Source organism: Sphingobacterium sp. UBA6645 (assembly GCF_002455685.1).
In the GTDB taxonomy this organism is placed as follows: Bacteria; Bacteroidota; Bacteroidia; order Sphingobacteriales; family Sphingobacteriaceae; genus Sphingobacterium; species Sphingobacterium hotanense.
The window spans coordinates 79,098-98,074 of sequence record NZ_DKLH01000052.1 but is presented as its reverse complement, the minus strand read 5'-3'; the positions used below and the strand labels follow the sequence as shown (position 1 = coordinate 98,074).

The 18,977-nt window shown below is 42.2% G+C and carries 13 protein-coding genes and 1 tRNA gene; 8 read left to right on the top strand and 6 right to left on the bottom strand.

Annotated features, from left to right (window positions below):
* Positions 1 to 26: 26 nt before the first annotated feature.
* Positions 27 to 590, bottom strand: a complete 564-nt coding sequence (gene pth / locus B2400_RS10595; protein ID WP_149526975.1) for an aminoacyl-tRNA hydrolase — start codon at positions 588 to 590, stop codon at positions 27 to 29.
* A gap of 496 nt (positions 591 to 1,086) precedes the next feature.
* Here pth and azu point away from each other — a divergent pair, with 496 nt between their 5' ends.
* The 3 genes from azu (at position 1,087) to ric (ending at position 4,676) form a co-directional block, all read left to right on the top strand.
* Entirely contained in the window at positions 1,087 to 1,638 is a 552-nt protein-coding gene (azu, locus tag B2400_RS10590) for an azurin (protein WP_260042375.1), read from the top strand.
* A 73-nt stretch (positions 1,639 to 1,711) separates the two neighbouring features.
* Positions 1,712 to 3,952 (top strand): nitric-oxide reductase large subunit, encoded by a 2,241-nt coding sequence (locus B2400_RS10585; protein ID WP_293933217.1) that lies wholly within the window; start codon positions 1,712 to 1,714, stop codon positions 3,950 to 3,952.
* Position 3,953: 1 nt separating this feature from the next.
* Positions 3,954 to 4,676 carry an iron-sulfur cluster repair di-iron protein gene (gene ric, locus B2400_RS10580; RefSeq protein ID WP_293933215.1) on the top strand — a complete coding sequence of 241 codons (723 nt, stop codon included), beginning with the start codon at positions 3,954 to 3,956 and terminating at the stop codon, positions 4,674 to 4,676.
* Positions 4,677 to 5,306: 630 nt separating this feature from the next.
* Here ric and B2400_RS10575 read toward each other — a convergent pair.
* Positions 5,307 to 5,903, bottom strand: coding sequence for a 50S ribosomal protein L25/general stress protein Ctc (locus tag B2400_RS10575; protein ID WP_149526970.1), 597 nt, complete (start codon positions 5,901 to 5,903; stop codon positions 5,307 to 5,309).
* Between the two features lie 399 nt (positions 5,904 to 6,302).
* Positions 6,303 to 7,259 (bottom strand): ribose-phosphate pyrophosphokinase, encoded by a 957-nt coding sequence (locus tag B2400_RS10570; RefSeq protein ID WP_149526969.1) that lies wholly within the window; start codon positions 7,257 to 7,259, stop codon positions 6,303 to 6,305.
* A gap of 531 nt (positions 7,260 to 7,790) precedes the next feature.
* Between B2400_RS10570 and B2400_RS10565 the strand changes: the two genes are divergently transcribed.
* The 5 genes from B2400_RS10565 (at position 7,791) to B2400_RS10545 (ending at position 14,325) form a co-directional block, all read left to right on the top strand.
* Entirely contained in the window at positions 7,791 to 8,366 is a 576-nt protein-coding gene (locus tag B2400_RS10565; protein WP_293933212.1) for an RNA polymerase sigma factor, read from the top strand.
* Between the two features lie 115 nt (positions 8,367 to 8,481).
* Positions 8,482 to 9,639, top strand: coding sequence for a FecR family protein (locus tag B2400_RS10560; protein WP_293933210.1), 1,158 nt, complete (start codon positions 8,482 to 8,484; stop codon positions 9,637 to 9,639).
* Between the two features lie 123 nt (positions 9,640 to 9,762).
* Positions 9,763 to 13,041, top strand: a complete 3,279-nt coding sequence (locus B2400_RS10555) for a TonB-dependent receptor (RefSeq protein WP_293933209.1) — start codon at positions 9,763 to 9,765, stop codon at positions 13,039 to 13,041.
* Between the two features lie 117 nt (positions 13,042 to 13,158).
* Positions 13,159 to 13,989 (top strand): hypothetical protein, encoded by an 831-nt coding sequence (locus B2400_RS10550; RefSeq protein ID WP_293933208.1) that lies wholly within the window; start codon positions 13,159 to 13,161, stop codon positions 13,987 to 13,989.
* A gap of 24 nt (positions 13,990 to 14,013) precedes the next feature.
* Positions 14,014 to 14,325 carry a hypothetical protein gene (locus B2400_RS10545; protein WP_293933207.1) on the top strand — a complete coding sequence of 104 codons (312 nt, stop codon included), beginning with the start codon at positions 14,014 to 14,016 and terminating at the stop codon, positions 14,323 to 14,325.
* A 169-nt stretch (positions 14,326 to 14,494) separates the two neighbouring features.
* Here B2400_RS10545 and B2400_RS10540 read toward each other — a convergent pair whose 3' ends face one another.
* From B2400_RS10540 to B2400_RS10530, 3 genes are all read right to left on the bottom strand, one after another.
* On the bottom strand, positions 14,495 to 17,662 hold the full coding sequence (locus tag B2400_RS10540) for a TonB-dependent receptor (RefSeq protein WP_293933206.1): 3,168 nt from the start codon (positions 17,660 to 17,662) through the stop codon (positions 14,495 to 14,497).
* Positions 17,663 to 17,815: 153 nt separating this feature from the next.
* Complete coding sequence (locus tag B2400_RS10535) at positions 17,816 to 18,556, bottom strand: phospholipase (protein WP_293933205.1); 741 nt, start codon at positions 18,554 to 18,556, stop codon at positions 17,816 to 17,818.
* A 189-nt stretch (positions 18,557 to 18,745) separates the two neighbouring features.
* Positions 18,746 to 18,816: transfer RNA gene (locus B2400_RS10530), tRNA-Gln, on the bottom strand.
* Positions 18,817 to 18,977 lie beyond the last annotated feature (161 nt).

Genomic DNA, 18,977 nt, shown 5'->3' with positions numbered 1-18,977 from the left:
ATATCTTTACAGTTTCCAACAAAAACCTATTTGGTATTCAGATTGGTCATCGTCAGTTCAATACCAATATTGATAAAGCTATTCACCATCTTCACCGAATGCTCTATCAATGCCGGCAATTCACGTTGTTCCTCTTTATCAAATGGCCCCAATACATAATCCACCTGCCGACCTTTTGAGAAGTTATCACCAATACCAAAGCGCAATCTAGGATACTGCTGCCCCCCAATGGAAGCTTCGATGGAGCGCAAACCATTATGTCCTGCCGCAGAGCCCTTCGGCTTTACGCGCAAAGACCCAAACGGAATCGCCAGATCATCAACAATAACCAGAATATTCTGAACCGGAACCTTTAACTCCTGCATCCAATAGTTAACAGCCTTGCCACTTAAGTTCATAAAGGTAGTCGGCTTGATCACATAAACATTATGCCCGCGCTGCTTATACTCCGTATAATAAGCGTGCTTCAAGGTCGACCAAGTTGTCCCAGCCTGATTAGCAAGCTCATCCGCAACCATAAAACCTATGTTATGTCGTGTATCGGCGTATTCCTTGCCAATATTCCCTAATCCAACAATTAAAAAATTCATAAAGGCAAAAATAGTATTTAGATTTTAGATGTGAGACATTAGATTTTAGAACTGCAGCAATGAAGGATGGTATTGTCTTGAACTAGGAAAGGAAGGATGTAAGGATGAACGGGATTTTTTGTTTTGAACCAGGAAAAAAAGGATGTAAGGATGAACAGGATCTTGCTAATCTTTTTATCCTTCCTTTCCTGGTATTCAAAACAACCTTTCCTTTAATGGTTCCGACAGCGGCATAACACCCGATCCTGCTAATCTTTTTATCCTTCCTTTCCTGGTCCATACAACTTTTCATTCCGAAACCAGAGAAAGATAACTTCTCCTTCCCAAACCAAAGAAAAACAACCCTTTTCTTAACGACTATAAAACCCCATACTCTAATGTCTAAAATCTAATGTCTAACATCTAACCCCCCATATCATCACTTAAAAAAATGCGTTCCATCATTTTTTTTGCAATCTATTTACGACACTTTTGTCTTAAATAGAAACACATAATCATGAAAACAGTAAATACCTTCGGAATCTTAGCTTTATCTTTTGGCCTTTTCGCTGCTTCTTGTGGCAACTCAAGCCAATCTAACAATGAAACAGTAGATCACAGTGCTCATCAAACTGAAACGCCTGCGACGAGTGAGGCTCCTGCTCCGGCAACTGAGCCAGCGGGTTCTGCTGCTTCTGCTAGCAACGAGGTTGTCATCGAAAGTAATGACCAAATGAAGTACAACCTGAGCGAGATCAATGTCAATGCTGCTGAGCCCGTTAAATTAACACTGAAGCATGTCGGAACCATGAAGAAGGATGTCATGGGACACAATGTTGTGGTATTGAAGGCAGGAGCGGACGTAGCTGCTTTTACAACAGCCGCAATGAATGCTAAGGATACAGACTATATCCCGGAATCGAAAGATGTGATTGCGCATACCAAAGTGATCGGCGGCGGTGAACAAGATGCGATCGAGTTTACTCTTCCAGGTCCTGGCACCTACGACTTCATTTGTTCTTTTCCAGGACATGCTGGTATTATGAAAGGTAAAATCATTGCGCAATAAATAGTAAGAATAACAGATAAAACGGCATCGGGATCAACTGCGATATAGATCTCGATGCTTTAATCCAAAACACATGAGTAGAGAACGAAAATTATGGTGGTCCTTTGTACTGGTAGTAGCTATCTCCTTTAGCGTGCTGCTGTACTATGGCTACGAAATATACCAAGTGTCGCCACCTGTACCCGAACAGGTTGTCGATGCGGATGGAAAAGTATTATTCACCGGCCAAGAGATCAAAGATGGTCAGAACGTTTGGCAAAGTATCGGTGGTCAGGAAGTTGGAACAATATGGGGTCACGGCGCGTACGTGGCTCCTGATTGGACCGCCGACTGGCTGCACCGCGAAGCTCTCATCATGCTCGATAGCTATGCGCAGCAGGAATTCGCCAGTGCATATGCTGACTTAAGCGATGAAGATCAAGCGAAGCTACAAACACGCTTGAAAAACAATATTCGTAAGAATACTTTCAATGAAGAGACGAATACCCTAACTATAGACGTGGACCGAGTAAAGGCGGTAAACGAATTATCTGCCTATTACGCTGGTCTTTTTACAGACGATCCTCAGTTCGACCAATTGCGTAAAGATTACGCAATTCCAAAGAACTCCATTAAAGATCCTGAACGTTTGCACAAGTTAAATGCCTTTTTCTTTTGGGCAACTTGGGCAACCGTAACTGAACGCCCCGGCGACCAAGTATCCTACACCCATAACTGGCCAAATGAAAAACTAGTCGGTAATGAGATGACGATGGACTTGCTTGCCTGGTCTGGCGTAAGTATTATCCTATTGATCTTCTGTGTGGGCGCATTAGTGCTATGGCAAGTAAAATCGGGCGAAGATGACGAGCTGCTCTACCCGGCTCAAGATCCTTTGCTACGCCAAGGCATAACCCCATCCATGCGCTTAACGAAGAAGTATTTCTGGATTGTTAGCTTGCTGATGCTCGTTCAGGTCGGATTGGGGATTGTTACTGCCCACTATGGAGTCGAAGGCGATGGCCTTTATGGTATTCCGCTCGATCAATTCCTCCCTTATTCCGTAACGCGTACTTGGCATACCCAGCTTGCCATCTTCTGGATCGCCACAGCTTGGTTGGCAACCGGACTCTACATTGCACCGGCAGTAGGTGGAAAGGACCCTAAATTCCAATGCTTCGGTGTCAACTTCCTGTTCATTGCCCTGCTCATCATCGTTGTGGGCTCCATGGTTGGACAATGGTTTGGCGTTATGCAAAAATTAGACTTGGTCCAGAACTTCTGGTTCGGACATCAGGGCTATGAATATGTAGACCTAGGACGCTTCTGGCAGTTATTCCTGTTCGTTGGTCTCTTTGTCTGGCTGGCATTGATGGTGCGTCCGCTGATCCCGGTGTTGAAAAAAGGAGGCGAGGAGAAAAACCTCATCATTATGTTCCTGATTTCCTGCTCCGCAATTGCATTATTCTATGGTGCGGGACTGATGTGGGGAAGACAAACGAATCTAGCTATCGCCGAATATTGGAGATGGTGGGTCGTGCATCTATGGGTAGAAGGATTTTTTGAGGTGTTCGCAACAGTGGTTATGGCCTTCTTATTCGTGCGCTTAGGTCTGTTGAAACCGAAGTCGGCAACGGCAAGCGTATTGTTCTCGACGATTATCTTCCTTTCGGGAGGTATCCTCGGAACATTCCACCACCTGTATTTCTCAGGAACACCGACTGCCGTAATGGCTTTGGGAGCAACCTTCAGCGCGTTGGAAGTCGTACCGTTGACTATCATAGGTTTCGAAGCTTATCATAACTACAAGCTGTCTAAATCGACCAAATGGTTGCAGGATTATAAATGGCCGATCTACTATCTGATATCCGTTGCCTTCTGGAACTTTCTTGGCGCCGGGGTGTTCGGATTTATTATCAACCCTCCAATCGCGTTATACTATGTGCAAGGATTAAACACAACACCGTTGCACGGGCACACCGCCTTATTTGGAGTGTATGGTATGTTGGGAATCGGACTTATGCTGTTTGTATTGCGCAGTCTATACCGCGATGTGCAATGGAATGAGAAAATCTTAAAGATAGGCTTCTGGAGCTTGAACATCGGCCTCTTGGCGATGGCACTGCTCAGCCTCTTGCCAGTAGGCGTATGGCAAGCGATTGCAAGTATTAAAGAGGGAATGTGGTATGCGCGTTCTGCCGAATTAATGCAACAACCAGGAATGGTATTCTTGAAATGGATGCGTACGCCGGGCGATGTAATCTTCGCTATAGGTGTATTCGCCTGCGCATGGTTTGTATTTGATCTAACATTGAAAAATAAAATTAAAAACTGATATGGAAAATTTAGTAAATGAAAAAATAGGGGATATTGTAGCGAAGAACTTTCATGCTGCTGCAGTATTCAGTAAATATGGTTTAGACTTTTGTTGCGGTGGCGGAAAATCCGTACAAGAAGCGGCAGCAAAGAAATCCGTAGATGTGGAGAAACTAACCGAAGAGCTTAAAGCCGTTTTGAGCGAGCCTAATGAAACGCATATTGATTATGCATCATGGCCGGCAGACCTCCTGGCTTCGTACATTGAGAAAACACATCACCGCTATGTGCGCGAGAAAGCACCAGTGATATTGGCCTACTTGAACAAGCTGTGCCAAGTACACGGAGGGCGCCATCCCGAACTGTTAGAGGTGAACAAACTGTTTCAAGAATGTGCAAAAGAACTCGGACAGCACCTCGTAAAAGAAGAAAAAATCTTGTTCCCTTACATCGTCCAAATGATCAATTCAGAAATCGATCATACCCAATTGGCACCGGCCCCATTCGGCTCCATCGAGAATCCAATCCACATGATGGAACATGAACACGATGCCGAAGGCGAACGCTTCGAAAAGATCGCCAAGTTAACCGACAACTATGCGGTCCCTGCCGATGGTTGCAGCACCTACCGCGTAACCTATGAGATGTTGAAAGAATTTGAAGACGACCTGCATAAGCATATCCATTTAGAGAATAATATTTTATTCCCAAAATCTATTGCCTTGCAGCAAGCGTTGAATTAGATATTAGATTTTAGATGTGAGATATTAGAGTATGGCGGCCAATATTGGTCGCCATACTTTTATTGGGAAGGCGAGATATGTTTTTTTCAAGTAGACAATGATGGAAAGTTTGTTTTGAAGAAAGGAAGGATGCACGTTGTTTTGAAGAAAGGAAAGGAAGGATGCACATTGTTTTGAACCAGGAAAGAAAGGATTAAAGGATTGACAGGATTGGGTATGGTGTCTGATGAAGGACAGTATCAGCGGTCAGGTATTGTTGGAGACGTTTAGTGAAACGTCTCTACGCATTGGCGTCCATTTGGGGTCTATGCAGTTTTGAACTATATAGGCGGTAATCATGACGAACCGCGTAGAGACGTTTCACTAAACGTCTCCTGATACATACGATGTCAAACTCGTCATTCAACGCCATACCCGATCCTGGCAATCCTTTAATCCTTCCTTTCCTGGTTCAGAAATAGTAGTTAGTAATAAGTATTTAGTACTTAGACCCGATCCTGTCAATCCTTACATCCTTCCTTTCCTGGTTCAGACAAGTCTAAAATCTAATGTCTCACATCTAATCTCTAAGACAAAAAAAGAGGTAATCTTTCGATTACCTCTCTTTTTTGTCTTGGAATTGTGTGTTCCTTATTTTTTACCGCCTTTAGCTGCTTTAGCTGCTTCTTGCTCTGCTTGACGTAAAGCACGAGACATGATTACAGAAACGATAGTATCGTCAGCGTTGTTTAATACAACAGCGTTTTCTAATTTCACTTGTCCTACGCGGAATGATTTACCAACTTCTAAACCTTCCATAGGAACTTCTACTTCTTGAGGTAAGTTGTTAGGTAATGCTTTAACACGTAAGCTACGTAATTTTTGAACTAATTTACCCCCCATTTTAACACCTGGAGAAGTACCAGTTAATTTAACTGGGATATTGATAGACACTTCTTTGTCATCAAATAACTCTAAAAAGTCAACGTGAGTAACTAAATCTGTTAATGGGTGGAATTGAGCATCTTGAACGATAGCTTTTGTTTTCTTGCCGTTGATATCCAATTCTACGAAGATCACCTCTGGAGTGTATAGAACAGATTTCAAATCAGCTGCGGATACCGAAAGATGTGTTTGTTCTTTACCACCGTAAAGAACTGCAGGGATTTGACCCTCGTAACGCAATTCTCTCGAATCTCTTTTCCCTACGTTCTGTCTTGCAGAACCGCTAATAGCAATTGATTTCATGTTATGAATTTATTATAAATTGAGGTGCAAAGATAATGATTTATAAAATATCAACAAAAAGTATTTGTTGATATTTTATAAATAGATATGAGATGTAAGACATTAGATATTAGAGTATGCTGGCTAAATAGTATGAAGTCTGAACCTTGATTTATAAAAGGAGGGAAAATTAGTTTTGAACCAAGAAAGGAAGGATAAAAAGATGAGCAGGATCCTGTCAATCATTAAATCCTTCCTTTCTTGGTTCAAGACAAGAATTTTTCTGTCTTCAAAACAAACTTTCCCCCTTTACTTCTTCAAAAAAATACCACTTTAAAACATCCTTTCAAAAAAACTACAAAAAAAATGGCGACCAAATTGGCCGCCATGCTCTAATATCTTAAATCTAATGTCTAATATCTAATCAACATTAAACAAATCCGAAATTGAACCATGTTCATTTACGTTTTTGATGGCGTTAGCGAAAAGTTTATCGGTAGATAACACTCTAATTTTGCTGCATGTTGCTGCTTTCTCAGGGTTTAGCTGAATGGTATCTGTTACGATCATTTCAGATAATACTGAGTTTTCTATTGTTTCGTATGCTTTTCCGGATAACACGGCATGTGTACAAACTGCGCGTACCGATCTAGCGCCATTTTCCATGATCAAGGCTGCAGCTTTAGATAAGGTACCTGCAGTATCACAGATATCATCGATCAATACTACATCCTGACCTGTTACATCACCGATAATCGACATCGATTCGATTTCGTTGGCACGTTTACGGCGTTTATCACAGATAACTACCTCTGCATTGAAGAACTTCGCGAACGTACGAGCGCGGTATGAACCTCCCATATCGGGCGAAGCAATCATTAAGTTTTCTAGGTTCAATGACTTGATGTAAGGAACGAAGATAATTGCACCATCTAAGTGGTCAACAGGGATATCGAAGAATCCTTGGATTTGTGCAGCGTGTAAGTCCATCGTCATGATGCGGCTAGCACCAGCAGCAGTGATCAGGTTAGCGATCATTTTAGCGCCGATTGCCACGCGAGGCTTATCCTTACGGTCTTGACGTGCGAAACCAAAATAAGGAACTACAGCAGTGATGTAGTGTGCGGAAGCACGCTTTGCAGCATCAATCATCAATAACAACTCTAACAGATTGTCTGTAGGTTGATTGGTAGACTGAATAAGGAAAACGTCGCTACCACGAACAGATTCGTTGTAGAAAGGTTGGATTTCTCCGTCTGAAAATTTAGAAAGAGTCTTGTCGCCAAGGGGTTTTCCGTATGCTTTCGAAATTTTGTCTGCTAATTCTAGGGTGCCAGAACCAGCAAATAGTTTTACCGTGTTGAATTGCAAAGGCATGGTGAGGTATTTTTTGGGGTTTTTATTTAAAGAATTTTCAATTACTGTTTTCCTTACTCCAACATTAGCTAGCGTTTAACCTAATGTTGCCGCAAAGTTAGGTAAATGTTTGAGAATTTAAAACAATATATAAACTGCTGTTTCATAAGTCGATGTTCTAACTTTTGATTTCTGGTAATAGCTTCGAAATCAATCTATAAAAGTGAAGATATACCTGCTTAAGACTTCTTAAGAGCTGAATCTGCTTAATGCTTTTGATCTCTTTAATCAAACCCAATGTATAGCCCTTTCGGAGCGGCACTGAAAGGGTTACACATTGGGTTTGTAAGGGGAGTGAAAGGGGATTGAGTAGTAGTTGGTACTCAGGAGTCATTGTAGAGCCTATTTGAAGCTAGATTGAAAGCTGTTTTTAGGTGTTGTTGTGTTGGTTTACAGTTGGTTAACAAAATGATAACAATAGGCTTAACCTTTGGATTTTTATATTTGTTGCCGTAGATCAGGCGGAATGGAGTCCGCTCTAATTTAAATTAAATGAAAAATCAGGTAGACGAGCAGTTACTTTGGGAGGCATTTAAGCAGGGCGATCGTCAAGCGTTTGAATCCATTTACCATGAGTACGTGCATCGACTCTACGTTGAAATTTCCAAGCGAATCAGCGATCAGCAAGTTGTTGAAGATCTGTTGCAGGAGATGTTTCTTACACTTTGGGAACGCAGAACGATTTACCAGCCGAAAGGTGATATCTATCCTTATCTATTTGGTATGGCAATCAATCGCGTGCTGAACTATTATCGTACGAATAAGCGGAAACCGATGATGTTGCAGCTATGGGAAAATATGCCCGAAGATCTGATTGGCCTAGATGAACTATCCTCAGCTTTCAAACAAGCGCATACCCTCGAATTAGAGTTGCTCTTGGATAAAGCAATTGCCGATTTGCCAACCCGCATGAAACAGGTCTATAAGCTCCGTTATGAGGAAAAGAAATCTGTTGCTGAAATTGCATCCCTGCTGTCCAGTTCTCCCCATACGGTACACAACCAATTAAAGGAAATACGCAAGCGATTCGTCAAGACGCTGAGAGAAACCAGCTACTTCTTTCTTTAAGCAATTGTTAAGCGTATTATCAAATCATTAAACCGTAAAATCCGACTAGCCATTCTTTAGTTTTTGGTTCCTTTTCTAATAAGAGGGGGATAATCTCTTCTATAATTCGATATAGATGACGGAACAGGAACTAAATATTTTATTGGATAAGTATTACCAATCGGCTTGTAATCCAGCGGAGATCGCGAAGCTGGAGGCCTGGTATTTAAGCATTGGCGAATCGGAAGCAGGTACAGAGCTAAAAGATGAGCAGGTCCAACGAATACTACAGGCTATTTGGGTACAGATCGATCAGCAAGAATCGGGTAGGAATCACCGGCCGGTTAAGCGCTTTCCAAAATGGGGTTGGTGGGCAGCGGCTTCCCTTTTCCTGTTTTTAGGGGCAGCCGAATCATATATCATCTACCAAAAATATGGGCGACAAGCACAAACAGCAGCCTTGGTTTCTCATGATATCGCTGCGGGAACCTCCGGAGCCATATTGATTCACCCAGATGGTGTGGCTGAAGGCCTGAATCGGACGGTCGAGGGCGAAATTATCGATGAGGGTGCTGCAGGTCACATCCGTTATGAAGATGGAGGCTTGGTCTTCTCCGGCCCTCAAGGCAAGTTAAGCGCTGATATGGCTTTTCGCTATCACGAAGTACGAACGAACTATGCCAATGAATATAAAATAACCCTACCAGATGGTACTAAAGTCTATCTTAATGCAGGTTCATCCATCAGGTTCCCGGTGCAGTTTGCGAAAGATGAAAGAAGAATAAGTATCTCTGGCGAAGTGTTTCTGGATGTCAGCAAAATGCATTTCAATGGTATTCATGTGCCTTTCATTGTGAGAACAGATCTGCAGGAAATTGAAGTCTTGGGCACAGAATTCAATGTGCAGGCATATCCCGATGCGAAAAAACACTATGTGTCATTGTTGGAAGGGAAGGTGCTGGTAAAGGATTTAGAAACTGGAGAAGCTTTAACCCTTAAACCAGGGCAATCTGTTGTGGCTGCTAATGGACTGAGTTGGGATAGTCGGACTGCGGAGGAACGCAGCGCATGGCACCGCGGGGATTTTGTTTTCGAGCAGGAGCCGTTAGGGAATATTCTGACACAACTGGCGCGTTGGTATAATGTGGAGATCGATTGTCCGCAGGAATTGAAAGGTCTTCAATTTAGCGGAACAGTATCCCGCAAACAGCCTATTTCTGCAATCGTTTATATGCTGAATTCGACCCAGAAAGTAAAAGTCAATTTATTAGAAAGGAGGCTTGTAGTGCGATAGCGGTACTCAATATAAAACTTTAAGAAGCAAAGAAGCGGAGATGCTACCAACATCTACCGCTCCAACAGAGCTTCAAAATCTTGATTGTGCAAATTTTTTAAACTCTTATTCTAGAACAAAAGTATGAATTTTTATCAAGTCATGCGTGTTATGAAAATCAGCATGCTATTATTATGTTGTTGTTTAGTTCAGGTTTCGGCGAAATCCTATGCCCAAAAACTAACTATTCACAAATCGGGGAGTACGGTGCCGGAAGTCTTAAATGAAATGAGGCGTCAGGCGGGCTATGATTTTTTCTATGATGCAAAGATTTTTCGGGGCATCGCCAAAATGAACGTGAATATCCAAAATGCCAGTTTAGAGCAAGCATTATCCGCTTGCTTTGCTGAACTTCCTTTTACATATAGTGTACATAGCAATATTGTTATTATCACGAAGCTTCCGGGGGATCTTTTTTCTGCCGCCAAAAGCAGCAAACAAAACTCGGGGCGCTTAGGTGGAAAAATTATCGATAGCCGCGGGAACCCATTGGCGAAGGCGACTATTCGCGTGTTGGAAACCAATGCGCAGACAGAATCGGGGATCGACGGTAGTTTTGCGATGAATCTACCGGTGGGGACTTACCAGTTGCAGGTGAGCTATGTTTCTTACCAAACCCAACGCATCACTGGGGTTGTCATCCGCGCTGGCGAGTTGCCCCGGATGGATATCGGGATGAAAGAGGCCAGCTCGAAGATCGAAGCGGTGACCGTGACCACGAATTTTAAGAAAGCAACAGTTTCGGGATTACTTGCTGCGCGAAAAAATGCGGCAAGTGTGACGGATGGGATTTCGGCGGAGGAAATTGCCCGCACGCCGGACAATGATATGGGGCAGGTGTTGAAGCGGGTGACAGGCTTGACGACCGTAGACAACCGCTCGGTCATTGTGCGCGGGATGTCGGATCGATACAATCAAGCGCAATTAGATGGCGTCAATTTACCCAGCACGTCGCAATTTCAACGCGATTTTGCCTTCGATATCATCCCTACAGAGGTGGTTAGCTCGGTGGTCGTCAATAAAACCGCCACTCCGGATGTCTCTGCAGAGTTCTCCGGCGGTCAGGTTTCTGTCAATACGTTAGATATTCCGGAGGCGAATTTCAATACGATTACAATAGGTTCTGGTGGAAATAACCAAACGATGGGCAAGGATTTTTATCGCCTAGGCGAGCGCAGTGCCAAGGAATACGTCGGATTCTATAGCAAGGAAGCGGAAATTCCCGATAATGTATTGCCTTGGTATTGGGTGGAGGATGCATGGAAATATCAATTGATCCCTTTGGGCGAAAAAACAGATCCTCGAGTTATCGACGCCGAGCTAAGTTTCGCACGTCGAGACTTGACCTACAGGGATCTGGATGCCCTGGAGCAGACCAAGCGTTTTAATTCTGCCAGTTTGCAGCGCTATAAATATAAAGGAATGCCGAACCAAAATATCCGATTGGCGATCGGTCGCGTTTATGACCTAAAAGACAATATGCGTTTCGGCTTTGTGGCAAGCGCAAACTTCCGGAATGACCAAAATATAACCGAGTTTAACAATGTGCGTGGATCATTATATTATCAGTCCTGGATTGATAGCACGCAATTAGGGGCCAATGGTGCAGGCAGTACGTTTAAATTTAACAGTAGCAGCGGGTTTTTAGCAAATTTGGGCTTGCAGGGCAATGGCTTTAAACTAGCGTTGAAAAATATGTACGCACGTACTTATGCGGATAATTTCACCCAGGGTATGGCCATTGGTTGGGCTGATAATGATATGAGGCCGTGGATGACGCAATACCAATTGCCCGAAGCTTTGTCGTTGCTACAACATCAGTTTACGGCTGAATATCAGTTGCCTTGGGATCTGAAAGCCGAAGGGATGTACACTATCAATAAAACAGAAACGCAGATTTTGGATGAGCGGAAGCTCAAATATGGTGCGGTAACTGAGGTGGACGGTAAATTGTTGTTTCAGGGGCCAGATATCTTGAAACGCTCGGAGGCTGGAAATAGAAGCATCAAAAGCGACTCGCGCTTATGGACCAAATCGAATGGCTTAGATCAAAATTGGGCAGTCAGTTTAACTAAGAGTTTTGATTTTGGCAGCGCTATAAAAAATACGCTGAAGGGCGGGTATCAGGGATGGATCAAGACCAAAGATATGAATGTACAATCGATACTTCCGATGATGCACTCCTATGACAAGGAAAATAATGCGATGGCGAATCCCACCCCGATGGTTCGATATGCTGAACTATTTACCGATAAATATATAGGCGACGGATTTGGACAAGTTTTTTACTATCCGGATATTTTGGGCGGACCGGTCTATGATGGAAGGATGACTTCCCACTCCACATACCTCATGTTGGATCAGAAGTTCGGTAACTACCTCAGATTGGTCTACGGTATACGAAGAGAGTTTTATAACCTATCGAATAACCAGGAAGAATATGTGAAGAGGACTTCCAATCCGATTAACTGGGATAATCCATTGTATCAGCATAATAAAAAGGTATTTGAAAAAAATGTGCGATGGCTTCCATCCATGAATGCAACAGTCTTTCTAACGGATGCGATAAATTTTAGAGCCTCTTATAGCAAAACGGTGATCCGTCCGGATATGCGCGAAACGAGTTTCTTCGGTTTTTACTCCAACGAGTTGGATGCTTCGGTTTCTGGCGAGCAGGTATTCTCGACGGTAATAGACAATGTGGATGCACGTATCGAATGGTATCCGAGCGCTTCTGAATTGGTTTCGATAACCGGCTATTATAAATATTTGGACTTGCCAATAGAATTGATGCACGCGGTCGACGGATCCAGCAGGTATGTCTACAACAATATGGAGTCGGCAAAGAATCTGGGCTTAGAAATGGAAGTCCGCAAGAATATGAGCTTTATTGGCCGAAAAGAATGGCTTTCGAATTTGTTTGTTTTCGGAAATGGGACCTTGTTGAAATCTTCTGTAAATGTATTAAGTCCCTACGACACCAAGATGGACAGCCTGAGAAATGTTGTTCGTAAAAAAGAGCGATTACCCGGACATGATCGTCCTTTAAGGGGGCAATCACCTTGGTTGGTTAATTTTGGACTCGCCTATTGGGGCGAAAGCTTTGGGGCGACGGCATCCTATAATCATCGAGGATATCGGACGGCCATCACCGCTGCCCGCCAAAATGCTGTGCAGTTCGAATTGGCACCGATTCAATTAGACCTACAGTTGTATGCACGTTTTTTGAAAAAAAGAATGGAAGTCAAACTAAATGCTTCGAATCTACTTAATCAGTGGTCTCGCGTTTATAGAAATGAGAAATATGTGAGTTGGGGCGAGTACGAGGAAAGTAAGAAATCGAGTACTCCGCCATATCCTTAATACGAAAGTGTTGGCGACTTAAAATATAATAAGGCTGATGGCGACGTAATCCTTTATAGAAGTAAAGAAGGACGTCGTTATAGTATTTCTCTGAGCTATAAATTTTAATTACATAAGATGAAAATCATAAACACATGGCTTATTAAAGGGCTGTACATTCTGTCGATTGCCATTATACTATATGGATGTAGTAAGGGTAAATTAGACGAGGATTTTGTTCCGCTATCAAATATTATATTTAATTCCGAAACGATGATTTATCCTCAAAAAATAGAAGTAGGCGGAAAGATATATAATGCTTTCGGTACGTCGACTATCGTTCCATACAATGCCGCCGATAGTACTACAGATGCCGTTGCGATCTTTTCGGATGGCAAGAGACTCAATTTTAAATTCGAGAATAAAGCTGACAATTTCTTGTATTCAAATATTCTTGACCCGATTGATTCCATTTTTGTCATTACGAAAGCGAACCCCTCGCATTTTGATGTGCCACCGGAGGGGTTGCAATATATAAAGCTTGTCAATCAGAATACGCAGCTGTCGCCTGATGGCTCGCCTATTTATTTGGTCTTCTTCGAATATAACACGCCTTTCACTATGTTCGTTGACGAGTACTTCCCGCCACAATTAAACAAAGCCGTAGACACCCTCTTCAACGTAACAGGCGATAAGAAATCGTTGCCTAAACTTATGCCAAGAACGCCTACTGGTACCGACTATATGGCAATTATTGCTAAGGTTTTGAAAAGTAACAAGGAAGAATTGTTGATAGATGGGAAAAGGGTTTATCTTTCCCTACCTTATTTTAATGAAGGTGGTGTAGCCATTATTAAAGCGGACGAGCAATTAGCAACTGAAGATTTTAATAATCCCATGTATGAGCCAAGTCCGGACGGGGGCTGGTTTCTTCGAGCAACGTCGGTTAGCAACGTTCTCTATAAATAGACTTGCCTTTGATAAATTGAAGATATGCGCGGAATCAATAGTATTAAACATGCGGAGTTTATGCATATGTTGTATACGCTCGAACAACTGTATCGCGAGGAGCATGACGATATGGATATCGATGGCTTACAAGCCAGACGGAAAGTGTTGGATAAGATGTATTTAGCCTATCGTGAAAAACTTGGCGACCTAATGGCTCTAATCGATGAGTACCAACACGTAGTTCATGCAACCAAGAAGGAATTTGTAGCGAAGCCTTATCGGAAGTTAAAGTTAGACAAACGGCAAGTCGAAAAACATCGGGAGATTGTTTCGATCGTTAATTTATTGAGTTAAACGAACCCTAAATAGTTTAATGAAACTGGCGCCTGAAGATTGTGAATCTTTGGGCCAGTTTCTTCAGTATACTAAGCTGATATTTTTAGCATTCGTATACTGAGTTAAAATCAAAAAGACCTTCAAGAATTTATACATCCCTGAAGGTCTTTTATTTATGATACACTTTCTAGAAAGAATATCGCAATCCCAGTTGTACTTGGAATGGATTTCCGTTTAAGGTAGATACCCCAACGTTAGAAGTCATATTATATAAGTATTGTAGTTTCTGAGCATCAAAGCTCTTGATGCTATATAGCTCTTGTTTGCCAAGATTATTGCCAACGCCCCAATCTTTGTTGAAAAGGTTAGCCACATTGAAGATATCCACAGATGCTTCGATGCCATGTGTTTTGTAGAATTTGAATTCCTTGGCAAGGTGCAAGTCGAATACCCCATAGAAGCCATTTACTCCGCCATTGCGCTCGGCAATTCTTCCGGCATTGTTACGGATATAATCTTTGATGCTTTGTTCCGCCTTTGGATTGTCGAGAATTTTCTGGATACCTTCGCGTAGATTCTGAGGGACATTATTGTCATCCGGATTATATACAAAGGCTAGGTCATTGGAAGCTACAAAGTCTCCATTCACATTTCCTTTTACGGATAATGAATAGCGTGTTCCGGCGATGCCGCTATAGCGCAATCCCATCGAGATGCCCCAGATAGATGGCAATGTTCCGTAAAACACAACTTTATGACGAAATTGATTATCTGAATAGGTCATTCGACTTAGCTCGCGAGGGTCATCCTGCACCATAAGGGATAAGGTCGCTGAGTTCGCCACATTTCCATTATAAGAAGTGTTGTCCTTGGCGTCGTTCCAAGTATATGACATGCTCACTTGACCATCTTTCCAATAACGGTATGTTCCGTCAACCACGACAGTGTAGGTATTGTTCTTTCCTTCGCTGTTCATTTCCAATACGCGTCCAATTTGGTCAGTTTTACGACTGTGAACCCAATTGGCAGCGCCATTGTTTGCATTGATTTTGTCTGCTGGGATATATACGCCACGATTGCCCTCTGCAGCCAAGCGGAAGTAAGGCTCATCCACCATGTTGCGGTCCACATACATGTAGTTGTTTCTTGCCCAAGTAGCATAAGCACTCAATCCGATGCGTAGTGAAGGCGAGAAGAAATGGTTGATTGAAAAGTTTGCCTTGTAAACTGTCGGCACTTTAACATCTTTATGGTTCGTGTTGATCGTGATTAGTTTTTCGACCCCCGGTTGGTTCAACAAGTCGCGGCCAGGTGCGCTATTAGGGTCGTTTCGGTATCCAGGGAAATTGGGAGTAGGGATGAGCGCAGGGTCGGTAATATCTACACCGGCAATTTTTGTCCCGTCGAATAGCACATTGTTCAGCATCGAATAGGGGTTAAGTGCCGATCCGAAAATACCAGCGCCAAAACGGATGATGTCTTTTCGCTCCTCATTAACATCCCAGGTAAACTGTACACGTGGTTGGAACTGGAACGTATTGATCCCATTGTCGGTAGAGATACCTAATTCATCATATACCACTTGGTTGAAATTAGCTTTACGCAGGTACTGTGTATTGTCCAAGCGTACGCCTAAAACCATGTCTAAGCCTCTGGCAACCTTGGTTTCTAACTGTCCATAGATACCAATGGCTAGGTTGTTTACTTTGGTGTTCTCTTGGTCGGTCATATAGACGTCGCGAGCATAACGATACGGTTTTAAGTCGGCGAAGTTTTTCATGCCCGTAAAGTAGTAACGGCCATTCATTTCACTACCATAGCGGAAGTTCATGTCGGTGTACATCGCATCAATACCGAACGTATATTTTATTTTCTCCGTGTTGTAATAAACGTTGTTAACGAGTTGAAACATATCGCCATGGAACCATTCCGGAGCGAAACGCTGTCCACCGATCTGAATAGAGCGATAATATTTGTCGTTTCCATCGATAGATTCCACTTCTTCAACGATTGCACGTGGAATACTTTGGTCCTGTCCGAATCCTTCAACATTGTGCAATGCTTCAGATCGTTCTAAAAAGTATTGCAGCTTGAAGTCGTTCGTAATTTTGGGATTGATGGATGTACGTAAGGAAGCCATCAAACTGTTGGTGATGTATTTACGGTTCGTATAAGACTCGTAAGCATTGATGTTGGAGTTGTCGCCCTCTTGTTGATCATCCATATCGTAAATAAAATTGTTACGGATGGTCAATAGGTTTTTATCGTTTATCTGCCAGTCGATACGTGCGAATGCAGCGTCGGTATTCTTCTTTTTGTTGAATTCGCCGAATAATCTGTCGGGATTAGCACCATATTTTTGTTCAGCGATCTGCGCAAACTCATCCAATGTTGCTTGTGTTACCTTGTAACGGGCAACATCCTCATGACTTACGATATTGGCAATTTGTAATGGACGAGCATCTCTTTGACGGTCTAATGCGACAAAGAAATGTGCTTTATCCTTTACGATTGGACCACCCAATGAAAAACCAGTTTGATAGGTGGAGAATTCCTGTGAACGTGGGGTTCCATTTAAATTATATTGGCTCGATAACCAATCGGTTCTTCCGAAGGTGAATACGGATCCCTTGAAGGTGTTTGTACCGGCTTTTGTAACCGTCGTTACACTTCCGCCACCGCTTCGGCCATAGGTAACATCGTAATCGTTGGTAACCACTTTAAATTCTTGAATAGCTTCCATGGATATGGCGTAGGCACCAGAAGCATTACCACCGGCAACCGTACTACGGGAGTTCATCCCATCGACGGTAAAATTCGTCGATGAAGCACGTTGTCCGGCAAGATTGTTCCCATTGCTGACAGGGGAAAGGTCGATTAAAGAACTGAAATTGCGGCCATTGACAGGCATTTTCTTCAATTCATTTGCCGTGATTGCCGTAGATGCGCCGAGCGTCTTTATTTTGTCTTTTAAATCGCCGCCGTTAATGACGATTTCATCGATCTCATTCGATTGATCGGCGAGTTCGAAATCGATAACCAATTCGTCTCCATAGCTCAATTTGTAGCCGCTTTTTTTCTGTCCGGTGTAGCCAATATGGTTAGCCGAAACGCTATAGGGCGAACCTAAGGGCAATTGCAGAAAGGTAAAAACACCATTTTGATTGGTTAAGGTTGTTTGCTTAAAACCGGTGGATTCATTGTGAATGGTAATGGAGGTTCCTTTTACCGGACCATTGACGTCCATTACTTTACCAGTAATAGTTGCATCTGTACTTTGTGCGAAAAGGTTTGAGTTGCACAGGAGTAGATTGATTAGCAGCACGGCTACTATACCTGAGAGTTTTCTTAGCATGATTTTTTTATAAGACGTAGATGTTTTATGCTGCGAAAATATTCTACCCGGATTTTCAAATGGTTAATGAAATATTATGAAATTTTTAAATTTCAAAAAATGGGGGAGTTGGGAGATGTGTTGTTAATGCAGGTACGATTAGAACACTGATCTTTAATGCTTAAATAACCATTTAGGAATTTCATCCCCCGATAAAAAAGGAATGGTTATGGTAGCATGATTGAGGTAATCATAGGTTTTCAAGATTAATCTTTTATTACCTTTTAATCTTTCAAATTGCGCTACACTTCCTTCGTAAGGATTTTCTAAATCCATTTGTCCATGAATTAGTAAGATGGGTTTTCTTTTAAAAGCCTTTAAATTACTCAAATCAGGAAGTGCAGCAATGGAAACTAGGGCTCTAAATTCTTTCGGAGCCATGGCCATTAGATTTTGTGCAGTAGATGCTCCCATAGAATATCCAATTAGATAGATTTTGGTGTCATCTATGTTTGGATAACGTTTTTGCAATTCTTTTATTAAACTCAACACCAGTTTGGCCTGCTGGCTCGGACGAGATTCCAAAAAGCCTTCTTCCGATTTTGAATAATTTGAAGATCGTTCATTGAATTGAGGAGCGAGAACATAGCAAGGATATGTAGCTCTTATGTCAGTTTTTAACCACGTTTTTGTTAAGTGCTCCAATTGTTTTTCATTGTCATTGCCAATCCTCGAGGAATTATGGAAGGCGATCACCAATGGATATCTCTTCTTTCGGAATGTTTCTTTAGGTTCTAAGAATCGATAGGGGATTGTATCCGTTTCAATTGTAAATATACCTTTCTTAAAATCCTCAACAGATATTTTTTGTATGTTTTCTCGATTACTCAAAAAATTGATGATATCAACTTTCATTAGGTCTTGAAGATGGGTCTGTGCTTTAACCTGTACACTCGCAAGTAAACAAATCAAAAAGATTACCAATAGTTGTCGATTCTGAAATGATTGCTGGAATGAAAAAGAAATCATGGATTAATCAATTTCGTATTGAAAAAAGGGTATAAAAAAAGGACTGAATTTCTTCAGTCCTTCTATTTTGGAGAGTTGCCCAACCTGGATTCGAACCAAGACAAACGGCACCAAAAACCGTCGTACTACCATTATACTATTGGGCAATCTTTCAGTTTGTCATCTGGTTTTGTTCCCTTTTGACGATGCAAATATACGTCGACTTTTCGATTCTGCAAATAAAAAATGACGTTTATTATTAAATATACTGATTTTCAGTGTAATATTTTTTTTGAAGAATCTTGCTCTAGGCGTTCTGTTAATGGAA